The organism is bacterium (assembly GCA_009926305.1).
Lineage (GTDB): Bacteria > Bdellovibrionota_C > UBA2361 > UBA2361 > RFPC01 > RFPC01.
On record RFPC01000056.1, the window covers coordinates 1 to 15,659 of the forward strand.

The window sequence follows — 15,659 nt, forward strand, 5'->3', positions numbered from 1 at the left end:
AGATGAAATATATTGTCGACGATGGCGGTGACCCAAAACTCGAGCGGGACCGGCCCAAGGATGTGCCGAGCTTTGCTGATTTTGTGCTCGAACAATACATGCCACATGCGAAAGCGCGAAAGCGCAGTTGGGTTTGCGATGCAAGCTTGCTCAAGAACCACGTTCTCCCCGAGCTTGGCAATCACAGGATGAGCAGGATCCGCAAGGTGGACATTATCAGCCTGCATAACCACTTGTATCAGAGTGGTTATGCTGCGGGTACGGCCAACCGCATCCTGATTCTGATCCGATATATCTTCAGCGTGAGGCTCGCTTTGGAGGTTTATATGCAGGCAACCAGGAAGCGATGGCTGAATGTTATCGTGATGAAGTGTTTGCTCGACTCCGAACGTTTGAAAGTCTTACCAATAAGAATCCTGAATTAGAAGTTGATAGTCGATTAGGAAGTGACTATCGGTGGGTGTATCGAAAATTAGCGCGTGAGGTGTACTATCAGTTTCAAAGGGATGAGAACTATCCTGGTGACTCAATTTTTCGTCTTCAGCCGTTCTCAGAACGGTCAGAGCCTCCACAAGAAGAGGAAATAGTAGATTTTAGAAAAGCGCCAGAGGAGTCTGCGTTACTGAAGGTAGAACCTACCGCGCTTGAGCAAGCACTCGGTGGATTCTTTAAGGGGGAAACGGCTTCGTATCGTGATTTGGCCGACCTTGGTATCAAAATGAGAGGCCAGCAGTCCCTCACTCAAGGTGAAAGAGCGCTAGTAGCGGATCTCACTGATGAACATAAGGAGATACTCGCTCGGTGTATCGAGTTAGTTACGCAGTGTAAGGTGTTACAAGATAATCCCTCCAGCCTTACTTTTAAAAAAGAATCAGAGCTTTGTCGCCTGATACACTCTTTTGAGCAAAGGCCGTATTCTGGACTTTCTGGCTATCCTACTCTTGAGTATCTGGAACTTGAGGGGACATTGAGCTCTGAGTCTGGAGAGCGATTGAAAGCGGTATCAGATATCTTGGCAGATATGCATCCTGCAACCATACGATTTCTAGAAAATTATAAACGTTCCACCATCCCGCTTCCAAATCGTGATATCGAGTCTCTTGATAAGCATGTAAGAGAGCTCGCGAGGTATTGGGATAATCAGCAACACTTTGAAAGAGAAGTAAAACAGCGGGCTCAAGATGGATGGGATATAGTCAGCCATCTTGGAAACCTCGCCTTTCTTGCTCGAAAGGGTCTGAAGATTCAAGAGGCACGAATTTTAAATATCAAGAATACGCAACAAAATGTTGTGGCGGGAGTAGTAGAAGAAGTGAAAAAGGGAGTTTATCAAGAGTGTAATGGAGTGCTGAATCTGAAAGAAATGACTAACGTGCTACAAAGGCGCCTGCAGGATTCTCGCTCGGTCAAACCACATATTCAGAGAACAGTGAACGACATCATGCAGGCTCAGATGAAAGAGGCGCGTCCCGAACAGAGACGTAAAATGGAAGAATTTCTGTTGGCAGTCGGTGATGTGATTTCGGAGGAACCAGATGTGCGACGTAAACTCAGTAGTGCTTGTGAGGATGCGCGCACGGTGTGCTCAGCAAGGGCTGATATCTCTCAATTGAGAGATTTGATCAACAGCCCGACCAGAAATTTAGAACCGCGCAGGATGTTGCAATGGTTGGGTGACTTAAGCACGATATGTGAGGATGGCATTCAAGGCGTAGATCAACACGTACGTGCGGCGCATACAGTATGGGAAAGAGAGCGGCGCGGCGATGCAACGCAGAGTTTGGTAGGTTTTGTAGTAGAAGCACGTAGTGTGCTAGAGCTTCAAAACAAGGGTTTTAAGATAGAGGCTATAAGCCAAGTTCATGAACGCCCATACTTTGAGTTTGACATGACTGGAATTGCTCCAGATGGAAAGCCTTGTGTTATTGAGGTTAAGCAGAGTCTGCAAGCTATTCATCGAAAAGATCGAGAGAATATAGAAGAAACGCAGCCCTTTCGTTTTCTTGCGGCAGCAAAGGCCTGTGGAAAGAAGCCATTACTTGCTATTAGCTCTTATCGAAGAGATGAACTCAACCACTTTTCCCCCGGGATATCGTATCTATTTGATCGCTTACAGGAGCAAGGATTTGAGCGCCCACAGATATACAACATACTGACAGGCAGCTATATGAGCTTTTGAACGTCACATTGCTTGAGATAAAGTACAAGACACACTAGACTTTACTCTCCGGCATTGAGCAGAGCCGATTATTACTGCCAATATTTTCGATGTGAAGGAAATCAATTTATGGAAATAATGATAGAAGAGCTACAAGTTCCTATTCGTATCGGGTGTACGGAAGAAGAGCGAGCATTTCCTCAGATTTTAATTTTTGATCTTGTTCTATCTTTGACGGATGGAAAAAGTATGGAGAGTGATAGCCTTTCCGATACCATTGACTATATGGCTGTCATAGAACGTATACAAGGGATTACCGCTGGGAAAGATTTTCACCTGTTAGAGCATCTCTCTGCTACGATTGGCAAAGGATTACTTGAAGCTCATGAAAAGCTTGAAGCGGTTGCCATCTCAGTAAGAAAGCATGTGTCTCCTCTGACCAAGGCGGTCTCGTTTTCCGCGGAGTTCGTGCGTTCAGAGTAAGAAGGACCTGTGCGGGTGCATTTCTCACTACAAACCATTCTTGTATTATTACTCGCAACGAGCGTTTTTTATAGCGGTATGTATCAACTATCGCTAACTCCCCCTAAGGGCAAGAGCTTTGCGCAAGTAGAGACTGAACGTGCTCTGACATTTCGTTATCACAATCAGGCGGCAGAGAAACAAGCACTTGTGTACATCCACGGCAAGTTGGGTTCTGCAAATGACATTATTTACTCGCCCTTGAAACAAAAGCTGGAAGAGCAGTTTGCACTCTTTGCCTATGATCGGCCCGGATCGGGACACTCCCTAGAGAGAGATGGATACTGGTCGTGGTCTCCTGATGACTTTTCAGAGCACTTAAACGAGCTCCTCAACACAGAGGAGTTAACAGAACCTGCGATTCTTTTAGCCCATTCCTGGGGTGGAGCGATTGCTTTAAGCTATGCGCTTCGTTATCCCGAGAAAGTGCGGGGTATGGTGTTGCTTGCTCCAGCTGCATATCCCTGGCCAGGAAGGTTTGCTACCTCTCCGAGTGACTGGTTTGTCTCATCGTATGTCCTTTCAGAGTTCTATTTGAGGACGGTATTCGTTCCGCTTGGGAAAGTGTTTGGGAAATCAGTGGCAGAGGCTGTCTTTTCGCCATCCCCATTGCCTCAGCCATTTATAAAGCATGTTTTTCCACTTGCTCTTCAGCCAGCAGCATTTCAGATGGCTGCACGAGATACTATGGAGTTACGCGAGGCTCTAAAGAAGCAGTCGATTCACTATCCTCGTATTGAATCTCCAACCATTATACTCTCGAGTCCCAATGATACGGTGGTACCACCTCAGATACATGGTGGGCCACTCTCTGAGGCTCTGCCACGAGGTGAAATCCGGTATGTGGAGAACGTTGGGCATAATTTTATCTATACTGCTTCAGACTCGATTATCGAGGCCGTCCGCGACATATCGAACCAAAAGGTTCCCCATGGCAAAGCTGATTGAGCACATGGACATTCTTCAGTAAGCTCTTAAGCATAGTGCGTTCACAACAGGAGTGAAAAGGAAAAGAATATGTTTTTTCGACAGATCTATGACACCTCGTTAGCACAGGCTGCATATTTGGTTGGTTGTCAAAAGAGTGGGGAGGCAATTGTTATTGATCCTGAGCGTGATGTTGACAGGTATCGAGAAGTCGCAGCAGCAGAGGGGTTACAAATTGTTGCAGTAGCCGAAACACATATTCACGCAGACTTTCTTTCAGGAGCGAGAGAATTTGCAGAGCATGATGATGTTATGCTTTATCTCTCTGATGAGGGTGATCAGGACTGGAAATATGGGTGGCTTCATTCGAGGCAGAGCCATACTGCTCCCTATCGTCATACGCTCTTAAGAGATGGCGATTGCTTTCATATCGGAAATATTCGATTCGATGTCCGCCATACCCCTGGACACACACCAGAGCATATTAGTTTCCTTGTAACTGATGAGGGAGGCGGAGCTTCTGAGCCAATGGGCATTCTCTCCGGAGACTTCGTCTTCGTTGGAGACCTTGGTCGACCCGATTTACTTGAGGTTGCTGCTGGAATCGCCGCACAGAAGGAGCCTTCAGCGCGAAGCCTCCTTGAGTCCTCAGTGAACTTTCTTGATCTTCCAGATTACCTACAGGTATGGCCTGCGCATGGTGCGGGAAGTGCTTGTGGAAAGGCACTTGGCGCAGTGCCGCAGAGTACCGTCGGGTACGAGAGACGCTTTAATCCAGGACTCAAACTTACTTCAGAACAAGATCGTTTTTTGGCGTATGTGCTTGAGGGGCAACCTGAACCACCACTCTACTTCGCTCGCATGAAGGTGCAAAATAGAGACGGAGTTCCTCTCTTACCTGAAAAACCTCTTCCCGAAGAACCGCTTTCTGTTAGTAAACTGACGGCAGAGGAGATACAGAATTTTTCTGTACTTGATACCCGCGCATGGAATGCTTTCAAAGCAAGCCATATTACTGGGGCGCTCTTTGTTCCTCTCGGAGCGTCCTTTCTGTCACTTGCAGGTTCGTATGTCTCTCCTGAGGAAGAAATAGTCTTGGTAGTCGAGGCAATAACAGAATTTCATGCAGCCGTCAGTGCGTTAAGACGAATTGGGCTTGACCGGGTCTCTGGCTATATTCTCTTCGATGATATTGCGAACTGCTCAGCAGAGATTCTTGCCTCTACTCAAGAGATTCAGCCAACAGATTTCCTGAGACAGTACCAGAAAGATAGCATCTTTGTTCTTGATGTGCGGAGCCATGTTGAGCATGAGCAGGGGGCACTTGCGGGAGCAGTGAACTATCCACACCTTCTCTTGCCGAAGTTCCTCCAGAATCTTCCATCGGAGCAAGATATCTACATTCACTGTCGTTCAGGAGTGCGATCAGCATATTCTTGCGCGCTTTTAGAAAAAGAGGGGCTGCATCCCATCAATATTATTGGTGGGTATGAAGCGCTTAAGGGGTCAGAAGGCTAGCTTTCAGAAATTGTCTTATAACTGTGCGTACAATTACGCCCTGCCACGGTTATTTCGTTCCAAATAGACGGTCTCCTGCGTCTCCTAAACCCGGGAGAATATATTTGTGATCATTTAATGCGTCATCAAGTGCTGCTGTATATATGGGAACATCTGGATGATGCTGATGGAGTTCTTTCACACCCTCTGGAGCTGAGACCAAACTCATAAACTTGAGAGAGCGCGGCCGCAGAGGCTTAATCCGATCAAGTGCGGCACATGCCGAGTGCCCGGTTGCTAACATCGGATCAACGACGATGCAATCTCGCTCTTCTAAGGCATTCGGTACCTTAAAGTAATACTCCACGGCTTCTAGTGATTCTGGATCTCGAAACAGCCCAATATGACCCACCCGGGCAGAGGGAATGAGTTCTAGCATCCCATCCAAGAAGCCAAGCCCAGCTCGTAAAATTGCGATCAGGGCTAACTTTTTCCCTTCGATAAAAGGAGCCTTCATCTCTGTGAGCGGCGTTTGAATTCTTTGATGGGAAATCGGGAAGTCTCTTGTAACCTCAAATGCCATAAGATAACTGATCTCTCGCAACAGTTTTCGAAAGTCGCCAGAGCTCGTATCTTTATCTCTCATTAATGATAACTTATGTTGAATAAGGGGATGATCAATAATCTGCAGTTGGGGTGTCATAGGAGTCCTTCACAATCCTTTTCTTAAGGTATTTCAGCCTGCTGCACTGCGAGGTGCCTGAATTCACGAGGCGCCTGAATTCACGAGGCGCCTGAATTATACAACAGATATCGGGCGCATCAGCAAATTGTTCTTTTTAGGGTAAGCCACAATTTACCTTGAATCCTCTCTAAGTTGTCTATTATGTTCTGAATATGGAGAGGTACAGGTATTCACGAGATGAAAGAAGCAAAAATTTTGAGTAGGTGTTCGATACTGTTTACTATTTGATAAGGGGGCAGTAAGGAAACCGCTTATGCTATCTCGTTCTAAAGACACGGGCTGTCCTATAGAGAATCTTGCTATCTCTTGCTCAAGTTTGCCGCCTGTTGAGCAGCCACTTTTTTCACATGTAAGGAGAGCTTACTCTCAAGAAGAAACCGTTCAGAGCTTGAATATGAGGGAAGTAAACCTCGTTGAGCGCCCCTTTGTTTCCTCAAGCCATCTTGTCTCATTGATCAATAAGTTAGACAGACCTTTACGTGAACGCGTTGGCAGAAACAATGGTGGATTTGAGCATGGAGAGCCCAGAGACTTTTTTTCCTGTACTTTCTATCCAAAACTTGCAAATCCAACCCTCAACGGTTCGTTCTTTAGAGAAGTTTCAATCAGCAGAGAAGAAGAAACTGCGCTTAAAGAAGCTCTGACGGAACTCATCGCTCCGCTTCAAGACAGGTATCCAGGGCAGATACACAGGGTTCATCTGGGACTGCTCATGAGTATCACCTCGAGTCAGCAAACGGGCCATCCGGCACACACGGACTATGATTCAATTGAGAGAGCAATGTGGTATCCAAATACCAATGATGATGCACTACATGTTCCTGATCATGAGAGTACATTATTCGATAGAAAGGCGCTCTTTCAGGCGGAGGATCCTGAAACTGAGTTGTCGGGACTGCCCATTTACAGGGGAAAGGGAGGGAACTTTTTCTATATCAAGTGTGAGCATACATTGGATGGAGAGCCTCTCGTTCACTGGAGTCCTCCTGAAAGACGGCGGAGCGCCTTATATTTTCGTTCAAGGGTGCTATCAGAGAAATTTCGCGCTCGTTAGTTAGAGCTCGTTGTTTGAATCTCGTCCGCGTTCTATATCAGCGATAAGAGAGGAAGGAATCTTTGCGCTGAGAGATAACAGTCTGGGATTGAGAACAAGTGAGAAGTTCTTGATATCTTTGTTATCAAAGCGCATTGCCAGAGAGCCATCTATTTTTTTTGTGATCTGGCATCTGTCGTCAATTCTTTTATCTTCGACACTCTCATAGTTGAGCAGGTCTCGCATTCTCTCTCTTAAGTAGTGACCAAGATAGTGGTCGCCCGAGTTTTTTAGTCCTTGAAAGTTTGTCTTTGCTTCTTGAAATGCTATTGGAGAAAGTACTGGTAGTATAGACCAGTGGAAAAAAGAATCCTTTCCAGAAGAGACTTGAGCATCAGCATCAAGAAAGTGAAGGAAGTGTGCAACTGAATTTCTGAAAGTGAAAAAGGTCTTATCGCTGGGCATCAAAACATAAGCCTGCTCTTTTCCTGGCTTGTAAATCTCGAGCATTGCAGTATATGAGCTTCTCACAACGTCTTTTCCATTTTTGGTGGTAATGACACTTTGTCTGTGCGGGTTTATGACGCGCACCTGATGAGACAAGAGAATTTCCTCTGGGAAGAGGTGTGCGAGGTGGTCTGCAAGCGAGGTTATGACGCTCTTTGCAATGCCCTCCTTGCCGATAAACGATGCTTCTCCAGAAAAACTTTTGATACCCTCGCGTCTACTGACCAAAAAGTTCTTATATGCATCATTTACATTGGAGGCTGGTTTTTGGTCCCACTCGTTATTATAAAAATGGTGCAGGGGATCTTCAAACATTTGCTGGTTTTTCCTGGTAGCTCTTTAGTAAAATTTAATCTTTCGTTCTTCTCTATACCTAATAAGACCCGAAGGGAAATGGCAATCGATATTGAGTAAGTAAGGGTTATGCTCGATATGATTATAGGAATCTGGAACCATCACCCTCTTTGGTTTTGAAACTATTTTTCACTTTTGTACAGCACAGGAATTTTATGGGAGATCGTATCCTTAAGGAAATGTTTTGCTATTCTTCAGTCCTGCGCGAGGAGCTTTGCGGGTCCTATACCCCTTAATGCGCTGTTGTTACTAATTTTCTATCTGCTAAGGGCTGTCTATGACACAGAGGAGTCTGAGCTGGTCTGTTTTCGGTGGCCTGTGCGGAACGCGATTGCCTTCAAACAAGACCACATCAGTCTCTCGAACTTGTTTTAGTTCGGCTCCTTGCCGGAGAAGTTGAGAGCAGCTTTTCCCATTCATAATCAAGTTGAGTTTATCTGAGTATACTTCCTCGGGAAGTACCCATTCCATACCAGGACCTACTAAGGTAGAGAGTAGCCTCTTGCCTCGAACATCTAAATGAAATCCCTCACCTGGAAATGCTTCATTCCGACTACTTGGGATGGTGGTCCTGAGGCTTAGGCTGAACTGAGTACTACCAGAGTATTCTCTTTGAAGATCAACCAGAGAGCTTAAATAATTAGCGACCTGAAGACGTTCATCTTTATTCATGCGTTTCATTTTTTTTGTGAGTGCCGAATAAATCTTTCTCTCATGATTGGTGCGATGGTCGCCTTTCACGAGAATGTTTGGACAAGAAATCCCAATCTCTTTACGAAGAGCATTACTAATGCGTTCGATGTGAGGGGAAGGAGAGAATGTGTTTATAAGAGGGGATATGCTTGGATGTGGTCGCAAGGTGATTTCAGAGGTGCTTTCTTGAGAAGAGAGACTACTGCCATTTTGATCACGGGCATCGCTATCCACGCGAGCTTTGTCGTGGCGCGATAGGGGTTGAAAATCATATTCCGCGAGAGACGGAATACGTGACTGACGGCCACTCTTCTCTGGTTCATGTGCTGGTGAGGTCATATGAGGAATAGGGTAACATACATTGAAGGTCCTGCTCGTGTTTTTTCGTCAGGAAGTAATATTTTCCTCACTAGGAATTCTGATACAACCTGTCTATATGCGGTCAGATGTTTAATCGGAAAGCTCCCTGTAGAGCTTTGAGGCAGCTTTCGTAAATGCTTCAGCATTGTGGGCTTCATCATCTTGCAGTGCCGTGTAAAGATCTTCCAGGGATTCCCCGTACTGTCGTTCTAAACGTTTTGATGAGGCCACTAAACTTGAAAGTCCCATTAAAATCTGTTCCGCCTCTTCGTATTGAAAATGGGGCCGGGTAGAAAAGTGTGTAACCTCCCGAAAGAGTTTCTCTAACAATTCATCGTTGTATTCAATAGCATTTACCTTTTTAAGAACTCTCTCAATCATTAACGTTTGGAGTTGTTTGAGGGTATTTTCACCAGAACCAGCCTTGTACTCCTCGTGGAGCGTTTCAAGGAGAGCATCTACATGAGTGGCGGCATCCTGATCGATTACTCGAAGCACGGTCGAAATAAGGGTAAGTGAGGAGACGTTAAGTCTGAGTTCACCAGCCCGCTGACCAAAATCTCTAAACTTCCATCGATCTTCTTTTAGGCTATGGTGGCATGATTCACAGGTAAAGAGTGAAAGCTCTGGCCAGATACCATTTTTTGAGCGAATGGGGGAGATTAATGCCTTTAGTTGTTCAGAGCTAAGAATTGTCTGTCCGATGAGCCAAGCCTTTGCCGCGACATAGTCACCCTTCCTTTCCTTGTAGTCTTCATCCAATTCCCAGTGTTGCGGTTGAATCATACTGAAGGTGTCCAGCTCGAAAGTAAGGCGGGGATGTCCTGCTCCTATGAGGCGATGATTCACAATCTTATCTTCTGTTCCGTAATGGCAAGAGAGGCAGAGTTGTGAGCGAGCCTTGAGGTCGGTCAGGTCCTTGAGTCCCTGATTTACATTCTCTGCGTGAGTTGTTCCCGCCTCTACATGAGAGCGAATCCACTTACTTGCGGCTCCATGACAGGACTCACATCCTACTCCATCTTCATAAGTGAACTTTTCACCGTGCATGCCTTGGGGAACATACGTGGTGTGACACTCTAAGCAGAGAGGCTCTCTCTCAGGGTGTTGTATATCCAAGTGTTTGGCAATTTTTTGGGCGTCATCTTCCAGGAGAACTTTCCATGCTTTGCTATGTTGCCCGTGTCTGTGCCAAGTCGAAAATTCATTCTGCAGTACGTTGGTTGTTTTTCGAGGGGAGGTAGCCCCATGACAACTCGAGGACGCACAGGTGGCTACGCCGAGGTATTTGGTCTCTTCTGCGTTGATCCGAGAGGGAGCAAGAGTCAAGAGAAGAGATAATAATGCAATCAGATATGGTAGTTGAAGCATAAAGACTGAGCCTTGCGCAATCTGAGTTTCGACCGCATGTACCGATCAATAATCATGCGAATAATGTTGGTGAACCTCAGGAGTATTGTCTGAAAAAGCCGACCAGCAACGCAAGATGTAATCTATGCCTCTCCACAAATAATTCTCTTGTCCCACTTCGTATTGGGTATGAGCATCATTGATGATTGCTACCTAGTCGTTAGAGATCCTCTAGTCGGCGAAATATTCTATTCCCCTCTTCCCAGCAGATACCAGCTTCTCTCCATGAATCGAGTTTGTTCTCAAGGGTTCGTGAGGCTGTTGCAATCTGTCCTAACGCAGTTCGTAGTAGTTTTCTTTCTGCTGGGTGATGAGTCTTTGCCATGGCAGCCATTTCTAAAATCTTGGCTGCACTTCTTCGATAGCGTTGAGACAGTTCGGGCTGATCACAGGAATCATAGTAGTCGGCAAGATACGTGAGAGAAAAACCGGCGCCGGCATATTCTTTGTCCTTTAAGGCTAGGGAGATGGCATGCGATAGCACATTGATAGCCTTTTCAGGCTCCCCAGACTCATAAAGTTTTCTTGCTCCGAGGTTTAAGCTTTTTTGAGCAAGTCTGGAGGCACTTCTGATTCGACTCACGTTAGTTCCGATAGTTCCGACTTTCTCGAAGAGCGAAGCCATTCTCAAGTGAGTTTCTACACTGATTCTATCGGTATTGCCTTTAAACTGAGATGTTTCGTACAAGTGAATACTCCAAGCAAGATGGAAAGCTGCTGTTGCTCTCATCTCTCTAGGAATAGAAGTGCAGTCTTCAGTTCCACTCAGAAATTGGACTGCTAATTTGCTCATGTTCCTTTGAAGGCTCCAGTCCTGCCTATCGGAAGCGAGCACGGCCAGATCTTCGTATCTAATTCCCAATGATACGCCCAGAAGATTTTTCTGATAATCATCGATGCACATGGGAATTGCAGCTGAGATTTTCTCTATCGCTTTTTGAGATGCTGTATCGGTCTTTCTGTCCCAACTCCTTTGCCTTTTCCTCATAACGGCGGCGCTTTGAGCGGCATGAGCTTGTTGAATCGCTGCATGTATCGAAAAACGCAATTTTAATAGTCCACTGAGGTTGGGCAAAGCGTCCTGACAAAACTGCGCTGCACGTTCATGAAAATCGAATGCTTCTTTATGGTATCCTATCTTGCGATAGCCATGACCGAGTCTTCCATGAATAGTTGCAAGTCCAATAAGATCGCCAGACTCCTCAAGAATTAATTCCGCACGCTCACTTGCTTTTAGGGCTGAGTTCAAATCATCGGTCTTGAGGAGGTGCGTAATATATGACTTGTAAGATTTGCCGAGTTCAGATAGGTGTTCTGCTCGCTGAGCTGAGCCTTTTGGGAAGAGTGTGAGGTCTTGTTCTCCACGAGTGATAACAGAATTATATGCTGCCGAGAGTTCTGAAGCCCAGTTTGGTGAGCCTACAATCAATCCGTTCAATTGGACATATCGAATCCACGTTTTGCCGAAATGAAGCTCTTGGTCCAGTGGCATCGGAGTTTTTGAGAGGTCCGATGCGAGTCGTTGACAATCTTCCAGACAGCGGAGGGCTACGTCATCCTCAGCTAATTGGTAAAAATAATCTGCAAGATTCGTATGCTGAGCGAGCTCGAAGATTTTATAACGAGTCGTTTTGATCTGCTCGCTTTTTTCTTGTTGTTGACTTGCCTGATAGTATTGCACTGCTTTTTCACAAGAGGAGATGGCACTTGGGACATCGTCGTGTTCAGCCTGCAGTCTTGCAATAGCCGCAAATTGTTGAGCTTGGATCGGCGTAGCTCGCACTTCTTTTGCAAGTTGTAAAAGCTTGTTTCGTCCGTCAACGATAATGGTGACAAGGTCTTTTTGAATTTTAGGAATCCGAATGTATGAGGCTGTGCTCGTTAGTACAGAGAGCGTCTTGAAAGGATCTTGATTCAGGTTGTTGATGATAGTTTTAGAGGCTCCCATGATTTCCGGGTGCGTATGATCTGGAGAGCAGTCGTTAGCGAATATTTTCTGACAGAGTCTGCTAGGAATCAGGCCAGTGATATGATGGAAGCGTTCAGTATCAAAGGATTTCGTTTGGGAGGACCGCTCGATAATAGCGCTGAGAAACTCGTTCTCAAGGTGTGAAGCTAGGAGTGGTTGTTCACTTTTGCGGCTCGATTCCATCAAAGGAGCAATCTCGAGCGGTTTGAGAGCATCATCGTCTGGAGAGGATTGGTGATCGTCGAATTGATTCGAGAGAGGGGTCTCCATTACAGTAGGAACTCCTGAGTGCAGAGAACCTCGGCTCTTTTCAGGTAATTAGGATACTGAACCGAAAAATTGAGACAGATTGTTTCAGGAGAAGAGAGTGTAGATTCCCACGGCTTGCCCGAAGTAAGCTTTTCTAGTTTACTATGATAAAACACCATTATTTTCCGCCCCCAAATGCCGTTATGCAACATATTGAAGACGACTCACCTAATCAAGAGCCAAACGAGGAAAATCTTTCACGAGGCGATGAGGATTCACTCAGTCTACCGTCTGGATATCGGAATGAGCAGGATGGAGCTAGTGATTTGGAACAAGAATCAAGCTCTCAATACTTCAAAGAAGAGGCCCCTGACCATGTAGAGCAAGCTATGTATGCTCAGGCGATAGATTCTGTGGAAGCATTCCTGGATGCTGCCATGGCACGGAGAGCGCCAGTGCAAGAGCTTTTTGGAGATGCAGTTATCGGTGGAAATGGAAAAATTTTAAAAATAGATCTATTTCCTCAAGGATATGAGAGATCTGATGTTGTCTTTCAAGGAGCTGTTATTGAAGTTGATGCCAGTAAACTTTTCTCGGGAATACTTCGATTTGAAAAAAATACGACCCTTAATAAGACAGACAAGGAAGTTGAAATATCAATCACGATGCTTTCTTCTGATGCAAACACTCCTTCTTCTAATGCGAACAACGGGAGTGAGTTGCCGATTCTCTACGGAGAAGTGGCAGAATACGTTGCAGAGAGAGTAGATCAACATCAAGAAAACATCTCAAATTGGATTTCGGAGAGAACAGCTCAGTTATTTGTGGATCATTTGTCGGAGCTCAATTTGGAGGAGATTCCAAATCTGGATCTTTATTGGCAATCGTCAAGGGAGGGGTTTGGCAGCGCCGATGTCTCGTTTCTGCTCGGGAACAGCAAGATAGGTATCCACCAGTCAAATAGTCTTGAGGGCCAAGAGTTGCGCTCCTTTGTAACGCTCGAGGCGGATGCAAGGGAAGGAGGGCATCATTTGATGGAGCTGAAACCGCAGTTCACCCATGCGCTAGAACAGCGTTTGCTTAGCGATCTATCCAGAGATGGATTTGAGTCAATTCGCCTGACATGTCAGGTACACCGCACAGCAGAGACGTTGAAAATCGTGGAGGAGGTCCGTGACTGTGATTCTTCGGACCTCCGAGTCAAAGTCATAGACCGTCCGAGCCGAGGCGAAGAGGCCTTAGGTTTGATTTGGGAAGTTGAGCTAGGAGATCATGCCGTGCGCGTAGATCGAGTCAGTGCACTGAGTCATGGTGACTCGGAGTCTGAAGTATTTTCACGGCTGAGAGCGATTTATACATCGAGGCATGACCCCATGGTGCCTGATACTTATCTGTACGATGAACAGGCCATTGAAATCATAGAAGCAATCAAAACTCGGATCAGCCCAGAGAGAGGCGAGTCCTGATTGCTCTAGGAGTTTCCTCTTTGCTGAATTGGATCTTTTCTCTCGTTGCCTCATAAGACAACTCCTCCTATCATCTTCAAAATACTAATTTTCTTTCTGGATTTTGAGGGTTCATGTCGGAACACTATGACGTAGCAATTGTTGGCTCCGGTCCTGGTGGTTTAGGAGCAGCTGCTAACGCCGCGAACCAGAAATTATCTCACATTCTCTTCGAGAAGAATGAGGTCGCGAATACAATTTTTGATTATCAGTTACGGAAGCATGTAATGGCGGAGCCGGGGAAGCTTCCCTTGCGAGCATGTATCGAATTTCAAGCGGCAACCCGAGAAGAGATTTTGGCGAGCTGGAATAAGTCGCTCAACGATCTTGCGGTAAATGTACGGAAAGCAGAAGTAAGGGCTATCGTCAAAGAAGGAGAGATCTTCCGAATTTCTTCTTCTGCTGGAGAGGTGACTGCTACTTCTGTAGTCCTCGCAATCGGGTGCCAGGGAACCCCGAGAAAACCAGGAGTGGTAGGCGAAGACTTGCCTCACGTGTCCTATACTTTGTCTGACCCTGACGCATTCGAGGATGAAGATATACTTGTTGTGGGAGTGGGTGATGCAGCGATCGAAAATGCACTTGCTCTTGCGAGTAAGAACAGGGTCGCTATTTTAAATCGTGAGGACACATTCCCGCGTGCGAAAGATGCGAATGCTGCGGCGCTGACAAGAGCTATTCAAGATAAGAAAATTGAACACGTGGTGTGGTCAAACCTCAATCGAATCGAGGAAGGAGTCACCTTCGTCGATGGTCCTGAAGGAGAGATGGCGATTAAGGCATCACAGGTCATTGTGAGGATCGGCGCTATTTTGCCTCGCCGCTTCGTAGAGTCTTGTGGGATAGAATTCCCGAACAGCGATCCGAACGCGGTTCCCGTTGTTTCTGAGCGTTATGAATCGAATGTATCTGGTTTATTTGTGGTCGGTGCGCTGATCGGATACCCCCTCATCAAACAAGCAATCAATCAGGGTCATGAAGTGATTGAACATCTCTTGGGGAATCCTGTAGTTCCTGCGGATCAAGTCTTGATTGAAGAAACGCTTGCTCCCTTAAATCAACGGTTATCACAAGACGCGAACTCGAATCTCACATTTGTGCGTGACAGTGTTCCGCTGTTCGGTCTTTTAAGCGAACCACAGTTTCGAGAATGTATCATTGATTCTACCGTGCACTGCCCAGAAGAGGGGGAGGTGCTCTTTAGAAAAAATGATTATACGGATAGTTTCTGGAGCGTGGTTCGGGGAAGTGCTCACATTGAGTTAGAGGATGGGCGCTCGATTACTGTCCCTGTGGGAGAGTTTTTTGGCGAGATGGGACTCCTGTCCGGAAGGCGTCGCTCCGCAACGGTACGTGCTGGAAGGGAGGCGATTCTCATTGAAACTCCTCGCAATCAAATGTTGAAGCTGAATAACTCCGTTGAAGAGGTAAAACGACTCCTTGATGAGCGTTTTATAAAAAATATATTAGAGTCGGCAGTCTTTCCTGAAATAGATGCCTCTTTTCTTGACCAAGTAGTCAAGAGTGCTGTGCTGCAGAGCTTTAAGAAGGGAGAACCCCTGGCTCAGGAAGGAGACGTTGGAGATTGTCTCTACGTCATTCGAAAAGGTTCTGTCAAAGTCTCACGACGGAGTGCAAGTGGTGAAGATGTGACATTTACCTATCTTTCCGTTGGGCACTATGTCGGAGAGATGTCGCTCTTGTCCGACACGCCAATGCCAAGAACTGCA

Annotated in this window: 14 protein-coding genes; 8 read left to right on the forward strand and 6 right to left on the reverse strand. The window is 46.0% G+C overall.

Features of this window, described 5'->3' with window-relative positions; all coding sequences use genetic code 11:
- Window positions 1–2 precede the first annotated feature (2 nt).
- From EBR25_09355 to EBR25_09375, 5 genes are all read left to right on the forward strand, one after another.
- On the forward strand, window positions 3–425 hold the full coding sequence (locus EBR25_09355; protein NBW41193.1) for a hypothetical protein: 423 nt from the start codon (window positions 3–5) through the stop codon (window positions 423–425).
- A gap of 35 nt (window positions 426–460) precedes the next feature.
- Window positions 461–2,179 (forward strand): hypothetical protein, encoded by a 1,719-nt coding sequence (locus EBR25_09360; GenBank protein ID NBW41194.1) that lies wholly within the window; start codon window positions 461–463, stop codon window positions 2,177–2,179.
- Window positions 2,180–2,287: 108 nt separating this feature from the next.
- Complete coding sequence (locus EBR25_09365; GenBank protein NBW41195.1) at window positions 2,288–2,641, forward strand: dihydroneopterin aldolase; 354 nt, start codon at window positions 2,288–2,290, stop codon at window positions 2,639–2,641.
- A 9-nt stretch (window positions 2,642–2,650) separates the two neighbouring features.
- Window positions 2,651–3,628: an alpha/beta hydrolase gene (locus tag EBR25_09370; protein NBW41196.1), complete on the forward strand. Its 978-nt coding sequence runs from the start codon at window positions 2,651–2,653 to the stop codon at window positions 3,626–3,628.
- A 69-nt stretch (window positions 3,629–3,697) separates the two neighbouring features.
- Window positions 3,698–5,125: an MBL fold metallo-hydrolase gene (locus EBR25_09375; protein NBW41197.1), complete on the forward strand. Its 1,428-nt coding sequence runs from the start codon at window positions 3,698–3,700 to the stop codon at window positions 5,123–5,125.
- A 49-nt stretch (window positions 5,126–5,174) separates the two neighbouring features.
- On the opposite strand, the gene EBR25_09380 is transcribed toward EBR25_09375, so the two are convergent.
- Window positions 5,175–5,807, reverse strand: a complete 633-nt coding sequence (locus EBR25_09380; protein NBW41198.1) for a uracil phosphoribosyltransferase — start codon at window positions 5,805–5,807, stop codon at window positions 5,175–5,177.
- A gap of 295 nt (window positions 5,808–6,102) precedes the next feature.
- On the opposite strand from EBR25_09380, the gene EBR25_09385 reads away from it, so the two are divergent.
- Window positions 6,103–6,903 (forward strand): hypothetical protein, encoded by an 801-nt coding sequence (locus tag EBR25_09385; GenBank protein NBW41199.1) that lies wholly within the window; start codon window positions 6,103–6,105, stop codon window positions 6,901–6,903.
- Here the strand turns inward: EBR25_09385 and EBR25_09390 are convergent, their stop codons facing one another.
- The 5 genes from EBR25_09390 to EBR25_09410 all read right to left on the reverse strand — a co-directional run bounded on the left by EBR25_09390 (window position 6,904) and on the right by EBR25_09410 (window position 12,636).
- Entirely contained in the window at window positions 6,904–7,704 is an 801-nt protein-coding gene (locus EBR25_09390) for a hypothetical protein (protein ID NBW41200.1), read from the reverse strand.
- A 303-nt stretch (window positions 7,705–8,007) separates the two neighbouring features.
- Window positions 8,008–8,775, reverse strand: coding sequence for a DUF1826 domain-containing protein (locus EBR25_09395; protein NBW41201.1), 768 nt, complete (start codon window positions 8,773–8,775; stop codon window positions 8,008–8,010).
- A gap of 111 nt (window positions 8,776–8,886) precedes the next feature.
- Window positions 8,887–10,167, reverse strand: coding sequence for a hypothetical protein (locus EBR25_09400; GenBank protein ID NBW41202.1), 1,281 nt, complete (start codon window positions 10,165–10,167; stop codon window positions 8,887–8,889).
- A 199-nt stretch (window positions 10,168–10,366) separates the two neighbouring features.
- Window positions 10,367–12,445 (reverse strand): hypothetical protein, encoded by a 2,079-nt coding sequence (locus EBR25_09405; protein ID NBW41203.1) that lies wholly within the window; start codon window positions 12,443–12,445, stop codon window positions 10,367–10,369.
- Window positions 12,445–12,636: a hypothetical protein gene (locus EBR25_09410; GenBank protein ID NBW41204.1), complete on the reverse strand. Its 192-nt coding sequence runs from the start codon at window positions 12,634–12,636 to the stop codon at window positions 12,445–12,447. The genes EBR25_09405 and EBR25_09410 overlap by 1 nt, the downstream gene beginning before the upstream one ends.
- Between EBR25_09410 and EBR25_09415 the strand changes: the two genes are divergently transcribed.
- On the forward strand, window positions 12,628–13,890 hold the full coding sequence (locus EBR25_09415; GenBank protein ID NBW41205.1) for a hypothetical protein: 1,263 nt from the start codon (window positions 12,628–12,630) through the stop codon (window positions 13,888–13,890). The genes EBR25_09410 and EBR25_09415 overlap by 9 nt on opposite strands.
- A 113-nt stretch (window positions 13,891–14,003) precedes the next feature.
- Window positions 14,004–15,659 (forward strand): cyclic nucleotide-binding protein (locus EBR25_09420; GenBank protein ID NBW41206.1); only part of this gene is annotated, 1,656 nt, incomplete at its 3' end.

Bases quoted from the DNA above. Each gene is read 5' to 3' on its own strand.
- EBR25_09395 (NBW41201.1), bottom strand. From the start codon at position 8,775: ATGACCTCACCAGCACATGAACCAGAGAAGAGTGGCCGTCAGTCACGT.
- EBR25_09415 (NBW41205.1), top strand. From the start codon at position 12,628: ATGCAACATATTGAAGACGACTCACCTAATCAAGAGCCAAACGAGGAA.
- EBR25_09405 (NBW41203.1), bottom strand. From the start codon at position 12,445: ATGGAGACCCCTCTCTCGAATCAATTCGACGATCACCAATCCTCTCCA.
- EBR25_09385 (NBW41199.1), top strand. From the start codon at position 6,103: ATGCTATCTCGTTCTAAAGACACGGGCTGTCCTATAGAGAATCTTGCT.
- EBR25_09380 (NBW41198.1), bottom strand. From the start codon at position 5,807: ATGACACCCCAACTGCAGATTATTGATCATCCCCTTATTCAACATAAG.
- EBR25_09400 (NBW41202.1), bottom strand. From the start codon at position 10,167: ATGCTTCAACTACCATATCTGATTGCATTATTATCTCTTCTCTTGACT.
- EBR25_09390 (NBW41200.1), bottom strand. From the start codon at position 7,704: ATGTTTGAAGATCCCCTGCACCATTTTTATAATAACGAGTGGGACCAA.
- EBR25_09365 (NBW41195.1), top strand. From the start codon at position 2,288: ATGGAAATAATGATAGAAGAGCTACAAGTTCCTATTCGTATCGGGTGT.
- EBR25_09410 (NBW41204.1), bottom strand. From the start codon at position 12,636: ATGTTGCATAACGGCATTTGGGGGCGGAAAATAATGGTGTTTTATCAT.
- EBR25_09375 (NBW41197.1), top strand. From the start codon at position 3,698: ATGTTTTTTCGACAGATCTATGACACCTCGTTAGCACAGGCTGCATAT.
- EBR25_09355 (NBW41193.1), top strand. From the start codon at position 3: ATGAAATATATTGTCGACGATGGCGGTGACCCAAAACTCGAGCGGGAC.